The organism is Anaerolineae bacterium, from assembly GCA_011176535.1.
Lineage (GTDB): Bacteria > Chloroflexota > Anaerolineae > Anaerolineales > DRMV01 > DUEP01.
The window spans coordinates 1-7,872 of sequence record DUEP01000087.1; the positions used below are offsets into that span (position 1 = coordinate 1).

Below are 7,872 nucleotides of genomic sequence, written 5' to 3' on the forward strand. Positions count from 1 at the left end.
CGGTACCCGATTTGTTTTAGCACTCGAAGGCCTCGAGTGCCAGGCAAAGCCAATTTTACCACAATTCGGCCTCTTGCCAACCCTCTGTGTTATCATGAGACCACCCTCATCCTCCCCTCTCGGAGGTCAACCCATGTTTGCCCCAGATTTGTTTGCCGGAAAAGTCGCCCTGATCACCGGGTCGGGCCGCGGCATCGGCCAGGCCATCGCACTCCAGTTTGCCCGCTTAGGCGCCGATGTGGTGGTCAATTTCTTTCGCAACCGCAAGCCCGCCGAGGAAACGGCCAGCCTCATCGAACAAATGGGCCGCCGCGCCGTCGTGGTCAAGGCCAATGTGGGCGACCTCGACGACCTGGACCGTCTCTTCGCCACCGCCGAGGCGGAATTCGGCGGCCTGGATTTCTTCATCCATAACGCTGCCTCGGGCTACAACCGCCCTGTGATGGAGCAGAAACCCAAGGGTTGGGAATGGACGATGAACATCAACGCCCGCGCCTTGCTCTTCGCCGCTCAGAAGGCGGCCCCCCTGATGCAGCGGCGCGGCGGCGGGGCCATCGTCAGCATCTCCAGCCCCGGCTCCATGCGGGTGCTGCCGGAGTATGTGGTGGTGGGCGCCAGCAAAGCCGCCCTGGAGGCCCTCACCCGTTACTTAGCCGTGGAACTGGCCCCCTACGACATCGTGGTCAACGCCGTGTCGCCGGGGGTGGTGCTCACCGACGCGCTGAAGCATTTCGCCGTGCTCCGCCAGAGCGACGCCATTGAAAAAGCCCGAGCCGCCACTCCGGCCGGTCGCTTAACCACCCCTGAAGACATCGCCCAGGTGGTCGCCTTCCTGTGCAGCCCGGGCGCCGCGATGATCCGCGGCCAGGTCATCGTGGTGGACGGCGGGTACCTTCTGCCTGCCACGGGAGGGCTCTGAATGTCCTGGGTGGAACTCATCGGGTACACCGGCTCGGCGCTGGTGGCCCTTTCGTTGATGATGGCCTCCCTGTTGCGCCTGCGGGTGATCAACCTGCTGGGCGCCCTGGCCTTTACGGCCTACGGCCTGCTCATCCGCGCCCACCCTGTGGCCGTGCTCAACGGGCTCATCGTGGCCGTGGATGCGTACTACCTCTTCCAGATGCTGCGCCAGCAGGAATACTTCACCCTGCTGGAAATCCCCGTGGACTCCGTCTATCTGCGCCGCTTTCTGGAGTTCCATGCCGAGGATATCCGCCGCTACCTGCCCGCTTTCCGCGCCGCAATTCCTGGCGACGCCCTGGCTGTGTTCATCCTGCGCGACATGATGCCCGCGGGCCTGTTCATCGCCCGGCCTGAGGGGGAAGGCACGGCCATGGTGTGGCTCGACTATGTCATCCCCGGCTACCGCGACTTCAAAATCGGGCGCTTCCTCTTCGGGGAAAACGCGGCCTATTTCCATGCCCGGGGGATTCGCCGGCTTCTTTCGCCAGGGGGGAACCGCGCCCATCAGCGCTACCTGCGGCGCATGGGTTTCCGCCCCGTGGGGGAAGTCTGGACGCGGGAGGTTTGACCGCCCCCCCCAGAGGGCCCACCATCCCCAGAGGGAGCATCGCCGTTTGGCTACACGAAGCGTCACACCTCTCCGGCAAAGGTGGCGCAGCGCACGGTGAAGGCGGCCAACGCCTCCCGGTCCACCGTCACGCCCAGGCCCGGGCCCGTTGGCACGGTGATGGTGCTGTCCTCGTTCAGGGTGAAGCGCTCGAGGGTGATGTCGCGGGCGTAATAGCGCTCGGTGGCCGAGATGTCGCCCGGCAGGGCGAAGTTGGGCAGCGAGGCCAGGGCCAGGTTGGCCGCCCGACCAATCCCGGTCTCCAACATGCCGCCGCACCACACGGGAACGCCCTGCGCCTGGGCCAGGTCGTGGATGGCTTTGGCGTTGCCCAGGCCGCCCACCCGCCCCTGTTTGATGTTGATCACCCGACAGGCGCCCATCTCCAACGCCTGGCGGGCGTGGCGGGGCAAGGTGATGCTTTCGTCCAGGCAGATGGGGGTGCGAAAGGCCCCCTGCAACTTGTGGTGATCCCACAGATCGTCCTCGGCCAGGGGCTGCTCGATGAGCAAGAGGTCGAGGTCGTCCAGGGGCTTGAGGGCCTGGGCGCTTTCCAGCGTGTAGGCACTGTTGGCGTCCACCTGCAGGGGCAGGCCGGGGAAAGCCCGCCTCACGGCCTGCACCTCGGCCACATCGCGGCCGGGCTTGATTTTGAGTTTCACCCGCCGGTAACCCTGCTCCACATAGGCGGCGACCGTCTCGAGCAAAGCCTCCACCGTGGGCTGGATGCCCACCGAGACGCCTATGGCCACCCGCTCGCGCACGCCGCCTAACATCTCGCGCAGCGAACGGCCTTCTCGCTTGCCGCGCAAATCCCACAGCGCCATCTCCAGGCCGGCTTTGGCCATGTTGTGCCCGCGCACCCTGGCCGCCCGGCGCTGGAAGTCGGCCGCCGGGTCGGCGTCGTCCAGGGGCGCGTTCAAGAGCCAGGGGACGAGGAAGCCGCTCAGGATATGCCAGGCCGTGCCCGTGGTCTCGTAGGCGTAGCCGGGGTCGCGGTCGGCCACCACCTCGCCCCAGCCGACAAGGCCTTGCTCGTCGCGGGCCTCCACGATCAAGCACTCGCGGTGGGTGATGCGGCCAAAGGAGGTCTCGAAGGGGGTGACCAGGGGCATGCGCAAATGATAAAGGGTGAGAGTTTCGATTTTGAGCATGGTGACCTCGGAGAAGATTTGCGATTTGCGATTTACGATTGGCGATTGGCGGTTGGCAAGTTCAGCCCAAAGTGCTCTCGCCGTAACTCAACACATAGAAACTGCGGGGATGTTGGCCGGGGAGATACACGAAATCCGTCACCCAGTAGCCCTGGGCGAACAGCGCCTCGAACCAGGCGCGGGTGTGCAGCCGCCAGCGCAGCGCCAGATCCCGGTCCGCGGCCTTCAGGGCCAGAAAATCGGGGGGGATTTCCACCAAAAGCAACGGCTGGTCCTGGGGGGCCGGGGGAAGGGCGCCTGGGGTCTCCGGCGTGATCTCCGGGGGTTCGGGACAGCCGTCGGGCCGCATCACAATGCGCGCCCCAGCAGCCAGAAAATGGGCCAGGTCCAGTCGTTTGCGCGGCTCGGCGCTCAGGCGTCTTTTCACCCGCGGCGCGTTCACCCACATCTCCACCTGGAAGCGGTCCGAGGGCAGGCCCACATTGAGGCCGTCGCGCATCTCCCCGTACACTTCGCGCAGGTAGGTACGGCACACCGCGCCCAGTTTGTGGATGTTTAGGTGGGCGTTGCGGCTCAGCAAGGGGTCGTAGGTCCAGGTGATGAGGTCGATGCCCTGATGACGCACCGCCTGCCACTGGGCCCGTTTGAGCCAGTAGGACAACCCCTGGTTGCGCCATTCAGGGACAATGCCCAACTGATGGGAACAGTGCTTGAGGCGCCAGCCTCCCTCATCTTGCACCAGGCCGGGAAAGCCGTATACGAAGCCGACCATGGGGCCGGGCCGTCCCCCACCGTCCAGGGGAAAAGCGCCCAGGACCACGCCGCCGTTGTGCGCCAGGGTGATGAGCAGGTGCATGGGCACCACATCGGTTTCGCTGCCCGGCCAGACCACTCGCTGGACCTCTTCCACCTGACGCATCTCGTCCGGGGTGTGGAGGAAGCGAATCTCCACCTCGCCTTTGGGAAGTCGCAGCCGTCGCATGGTTCACCTCAAGCGAAACAGGGTAGCCAACAAGCGCCGCCTCCAGGGGATGGCTTTCAGGTAATCCAACCGCCGGGCAAAGCGCTCGGGCATCAGGCCAAACTCCCGGGGGAGCACATCCACGTCGCAGGTGCGGCTGAGGGCCAGATAATCCAGCCAATAGGTCGAGATGGGGAAGGCGGGCAGGGCGTACTGCACCGCCACGGTGAGCCACCGCAGGTACACCGGCGGCACGGGAATCATCCACCGCCGCAGGCCCAGAACCTGCGCCACGGTCTGGACGATTTCGCCCAGGGTCAACTGCTCCGGCCCGCCGATTTCTAAGGTGCGGCCAAGCCATTGGTCCATCTCGACGGTCAGCGCCAGGGCCGCCGCCAGGTCTTCGATCCACAAAGGCTGCAAACGCACCCTGCCGTCGCCGGGGAGCAGGAAAAACCCCGGCTGGGCGTGGAGCAACAGGGCCAGCCCGGTGGTTAGGCCGTCGCCGGGGCCGAAAGCCAGCGCGCTGCGCAGGATGATGTGGGGCACGCCGCTGCGTCGGATGGCCGCCTCGGCCAGCCCTTTGGCGCGCAACACCGGATAGGCCGAGGCCGGCTCGGCACCCAGATGGCTGAGGTAAATCAGGTGTCCCACCCGCATCTCTAAAGCCGCCTCGACCAGGGCCTGGGTGCCTTGAACATCTACCTGAGCCAGGTCGGCTTGCACCCCCAGCCATTCGCCCCCGGCCAGGTGAACCACGGCTTCGACGCCCGCCAGGGCAGCCCGCAGGCCACGGGGGTCGTCCAGGGTGGTCAAGGCCACTTCCACCGGCACGCCCTTGGGCAGGCGCGGATTCCGTCCGCCGGGGCGCAACAACACGCGCACCTCGTGGCCTGCCGCCACCAGGTGACGCACCAACGCCTGCCCGACGAAGCCAGTCCCACCGGTAATCAGGATACGCATGGCTCCATTATAAAGGGAGTGGGGAGAAGGGGGCAACTTTTCTTGTCGGGCCTGCCTGGCACGACTCTTGCATCCGAAGAGGCGCAAGCAAACCGCAAGCCCTCCTCAGGAGCCTGCCATGAGCGACCCCCACGCCATCTTCCCCCATCCGCCGCGCTACGGCGTGCATCTGACGCCCGACATCACCCCTTTGAGCCAGCCTCAACTGGAGGCCGTCCTGCCCACGGCACGGGCCCTGGGGCTGCGTTGGGTGGTCATCCCCGCCCCCACGACGCGCGCCGTGCCCGAAGAGCACATCCGCCCCTGGCTGGAGCAGGGGGTGACGGTCATCCTGCACCTGCACGCGCCGGTTTACGACCCGCCGGCCGTGGGTGAAGTGGTGCCTCTGCTGCAGGCCTACGCCCGTTGGGGGGCACGGTATCTCATCTGGTTCAACCGCCCCAACCTGCAAGCCGCCTGGGGGGGCACCTGGACCCAGGCCGACCCGGCCGAGCGCACGGCCGACGCCCTGCTCCCCCTGCTGCAGGCCGCCCAGGAGATGGGCCTGACCTCCCTGTTGCCTCCCCTGGCGCAAGGGGGCGATTACTGGGACACCGCCTTCCTCCGCCGTCTCTTAGAAGAACTCCACCGCCGCGCGCCGCAGGTGCTGGCCCAGATGGGGCTAGCCGTGGAGGCCCGTTCCTTTGGCCGCCCCCTGGCCTGGGGGCAAGGCGGTCCCGAAGCCTGGCCCGAAACTCAGCCTTACGCCACCCCGCCCCACAGCCAGGACCAACGCGGCTTTTGCGTCTTCGACTGGTACGCCACCATCGCCCAGGCCGTGCTGGGCCGCCCCATGCCCATGTTCCTCCTACGCATGGGGCGCGCTTATGGCGAGGGCGACGCCCAGGCGGTCACCGACGAGTTGGCGGCCATTGCCGCGCTGTTCGGCCACGACGCCGCTGAGCCGCCCCCCAGCGTGCGCCTGCACGCCCAGGTGTTCGGCGGCGCTTTCTGGGCCCTGGCCGCCCCACCGGGTTCCCCCCACGCCGATCAGGTCTGGCTCCCCCCGGAAAGGCCGCCGCGCCCCATCGTGGAACGCCTCGCCCACACGCGGGAACAGCAGGAACCCAAAGGGATGCCCGCCCCCTCGGGGAACGGACACGTCCCCTACATCCTGCTCCCCCAGGACCCCGAGAAAACCCCCTGGGCCCTGGAACTCATCCGGCCTCTGCTCATCCATCTGCGGGCCACAGTGGGCTTTTCCATAGAGGAAGCCGCCCGCCACCGACGGGTGGTCCTGGTGGGAGGTCCGGGCAACTTTCCCCCGGAGCAATGGCAAGCGTTGCGGCAGCAAGGGGTTTTGGTGCAAGAGGTGCAACATGGCACGGATGTTGCATCGCTTCTGGCAACCATGAACCGCGACAAGCGAGGTGAGCCATGACCCAAAACAACGCCAACACGCCCTACGGGCATCCGACCATCAAAGTGCTGGGCCTGGGCGGCGGCGGGTGCAACGCGGTGAACCGCATGTTGGAACTGGGGATTCAGGGGGTGGACTTCATCGCCGCGAACACCGACGCCCAGGCGCTCATGCAGGCCAGCACGCCGGTCAAAATCCAACTGGGGCCGCAACTGACGCGCGGCTTAGGCGCAGGCGGCAACCCGGAGATTGGCCGCAAAGCCGCCGAGGAGAGCGCCGAGACCCTGCGGCAGGCGCTGAAAGGGGCCGATCTGGTCTTCCTCACCGCCGGGCTGGGCGGCGGCACGGGCACCGGGGCCATCCCCGTAGCCGCGCGCATCGCCCGCGAACTGGGCGCCATCACCGTGGCCATCGTCACCCTGCCTTTCGCCTTTGAAATCGGCCGCCGGCAGCAAAACGCCCACGAGGGGCTGCAAGCCCTGCAACCCCATGTGGACACCCTCATCACCGTCGCCAACGAACGGCTGTTGCAAATCGCGCCGCGCAACCTGCCCATGGAGATGACCTTCCGCCTGGCCGACGATGTGCTGCGGCAGGCCGTGCAGGGCGTGGCCGAACTGATCACCCGCCCCGGCACCATCAACCTGGACTTCAGCCACCTCGCCCGCCTGCTGCGCACCGGCGGCGGCGCGCTGATGACCGTGGGCCAGGGGAAAGGCGAGCACAAAATCATCCAGGCCATCCAGAACGCTCTGCACCATCCTTTGCTGGATGACATTCCGCTGGAGGAGGCCAGCGCCGTGCTGGTCAACTTCACCGTGGGCGAGGACCTTTCGCTGGAGGAACTGAGCAACGCGCTTTCTGCCTTGCATGTGCGCCTGCCTTCCGAGCACGACCTGGTGTGGGGCTTCAGCGTGGACCCCATGTTCACCGACCGCGCTCAGGCGGTGATGGTCATCGCCGGATTGGGCGTCCAGCACTTGGCAAACGGGCTGACCGCCGGCCAAGAGGTTCAACGGGCTCATCCGGCATCTGCCAGGCCCACCCCATCGCGACCTCAACCGACCGCCCCGGCCCCCGCAGCCCGCGTGGACACCTTCGATGTCCCCGCCTTCCTGCGCCAACAGCGTTACCTTGGGTGAGACCATGCCGCTGCTCGACGAAAAGCGCCTACATCTCATCAATCGCCGCGTTTACCGCGACTTTCCCGAATTTCGAGGAGCGCGGCCCATCGTGCGCCGGCTCCGCACCGCAAGAGAAGGTCAACCGCCCCGCGTGTTGTTGCTCTACCGCCGGCGGGTCACCACGGCGGATGGGAAGCGGCTGACCCGCATGGTGCGGGTGCTGGCCACCCCCAAAGGCAAAATCCTCAAGATCACCACTTCCAAATGAGCCCTTCGCAAGGAAAGGAGGCTTCGATGGACAGGCAAACGCTGGAACTGTGGTTTTGGACGGCCTTCGACGCCCTGGTGCTTCACCTGCGTCAACTGCGCCTGACCATCCTCACCTGGGCCCTTAACCACGGGCTGCTGGAGCTGCCAGCCCCTCCGTGGTGGCTTTGGGCCACACTGCCGCTTCTCGTCTTTGGGCTGGGGATTGTTCTAGGGATATTGCTTTCCCACCTCGCTTGAGGAAAAAGCTCTCAAATCCCCCGCTGTTCATCCTTGAGCCACAGGGGAAAGGAAGGAGGGTATAATTCTCCTCCGTTGGGGAGAAACTCCTCCCCACTTCTTGTCGTCATCGTGAGGAACCCTTGTGGCCCGTTGGCTATTATTGCTCATTTTCTCCTCTATTTGCCTTATCCTTGGCGTTTTTGTGGGTAGGA

At 66.1% G+C, this 7,872-nt stretch carries 8 protein-coding genes and 1 pseudogene; 6 read left to right on the forward strand and 3 right to left on the reverse strand.

Features of this window, described 5'->3' with window-relative positions; all coding sequences use genetic code 11:
• The first annotated feature begins 133 nt into the window (after positions 1-133).
• Both fabL and G4O04_08205 read left to right on the forward strand, forming a co-directional pair.
• On the forward strand, positions 134-919 hold the full coding sequence (gene fabL, locus G4O04_08200) for an enoyl-[acyl-carrier-protein] reductase FabL (GenBank protein HEY58498.1): 786 nt from the start codon (positions 134-136) through the stop codon (positions 917-919).
• A complete protein-coding gene (locus G4O04_08205) occupies positions 920-1,531 on the forward strand; it encodes a hypothetical protein (protein HEY58499.1) in 612 nt (203 codons plus the stop codon). It begins immediately after the preceding gene.
• A 62-nt stretch (positions 1,532-1,593) separates the two neighbouring features.
• Here G4O04_08205 and menC read toward each other — a convergent pair whose 3' ends face one another.
• The 3 genes and pseudogenes from menC to G4O04_08220 form a co-directional block, all read right to left on the reverse strand.
• The gene (gene menC / locus G4O04_08210; protein HEY58500.1) at positions 1,594-2,724 is read right to left on the reverse strand and encodes an o-succinylbenzoate synthase; all 1,131 of its coding nucleotides are present in this window, start codon (positions 2,722-2,724) and stop codon (positions 1,594-1,596) included.
• A 127-nt stretch (positions 2,725-2,851) separates the two neighbouring features.
• Positions 2,852-3,706: pseudogene (locus tag G4O04_08215) on the reverse strand (hypothetical protein).
• A gap of 3 nt (positions 3,707-3,709) precedes the next feature.
• A complete protein-coding gene (locus G4O04_08220) occupies positions 3,710-4,648 on the reverse strand; it encodes an NAD(P)H-binding protein (GenBank protein ID HEY58501.1) in 939 nt (312 codons plus the stop codon).
• A 118-nt stretch (positions 4,649-4,766) separates the two neighbouring features.
• On the opposite strand from G4O04_08220, the gene G4O04_08225 reads away from it, so the two are divergent.
• From G4O04_08225 to G4O04_08240, 4 genes are read left to right on the forward strand one after another with little or no spacing between them, the layout of a single operon-like run.
• The gene (locus tag G4O04_08225; protein ID HEY58502.1) at positions 4,767-6,068 is read left to right on the forward strand and encodes a hypothetical protein; all 1,302 of its coding nucleotides are present in this window, start codon (positions 4,767-4,769) and stop codon (positions 6,066-6,068) included.
• Positions 6,065-7,189: a cell division protein FtsZ gene (gene ftsZ, locus G4O04_08230; GenBank protein ID HEY58503.1), complete on the forward strand. Its 1,125-nt coding sequence runs from the start codon at positions 6,065-6,067 to the stop codon at positions 7,187-7,189. The genes G4O04_08225 and ftsZ overlap by 4 nt, the downstream gene beginning before the upstream one ends.
• A gap of 4 nt (positions 7,190-7,193) precedes the next feature.
• On the forward strand, positions 7,194-7,439 hold the full coding sequence (locus G4O04_08235) for a hypothetical protein (GenBank protein HEY58504.1): 246 nt from the start codon (positions 7,194-7,196) through the stop codon (positions 7,437-7,439).
• Positions 7,440-7,465: 26 nt separating this feature from the next.
• Positions 7,466-7,678, forward strand: coding sequence for a hypothetical protein (locus tag G4O04_08240; protein HEY58505.1), 213 nt, complete (start codon positions 7,466-7,468; stop codon positions 7,676-7,678).
• Positions 7,679-7,872 lie beyond the last annotated feature (194 nt).

Coding starts and splice junctions, on each gene's coding strand:
- ftsZ (HEY58503.1), top strand. CDS start 6,065: ATGACCCAAAACAACGCCAACACGCCCTACGGGCATCCGACCATCAAA.
- G4O04_08235 (HEY58504.1), top strand. CDS start 7,194: ATGCCGCTGCTCGACGAAAAGCGCCTACATCTCATCAATCGCCGCGTT.
- G4O04_08220 (HEY58501.1), bottom strand. CDS start 4,648: ATGCGTATCCTGATTACCGGTGGGACTGGCTTCGTCGGGCAGGCGTTG.
- G4O04_08225 (HEY58502.1), top strand. CDS start 4,767: ATGAGCGACCCCCACGCCATCTTCCCCCATCCGCCGCGCTACGGCGTG.
- G4O04_08205 (HEY58499.1), top strand. CDS start 920: ATGTCCTGGGTGGAACTCATCGGGTACACCGGCTCGGCGCTGGTGGCC.
- menC (HEY58500.1), bottom strand. CDS start 2,724: ATGCTCAAAATCGAAACTCTCACCCTTTATCATTTGCGCATGCCCCTG.
- G4O04_08240 (HEY58505.1), top strand. CDS start 7,466: ATGGACAGGCAAACGCTGGAACTGTGGTTTTGGACGGCCTTCGACGCC.
- fabL (HEY58498.1), top strand. CDS start 134: ATGTTTGCCCCAGATTTGTTTGCCGGAAAAGTCGCCCTGATCACCGGG.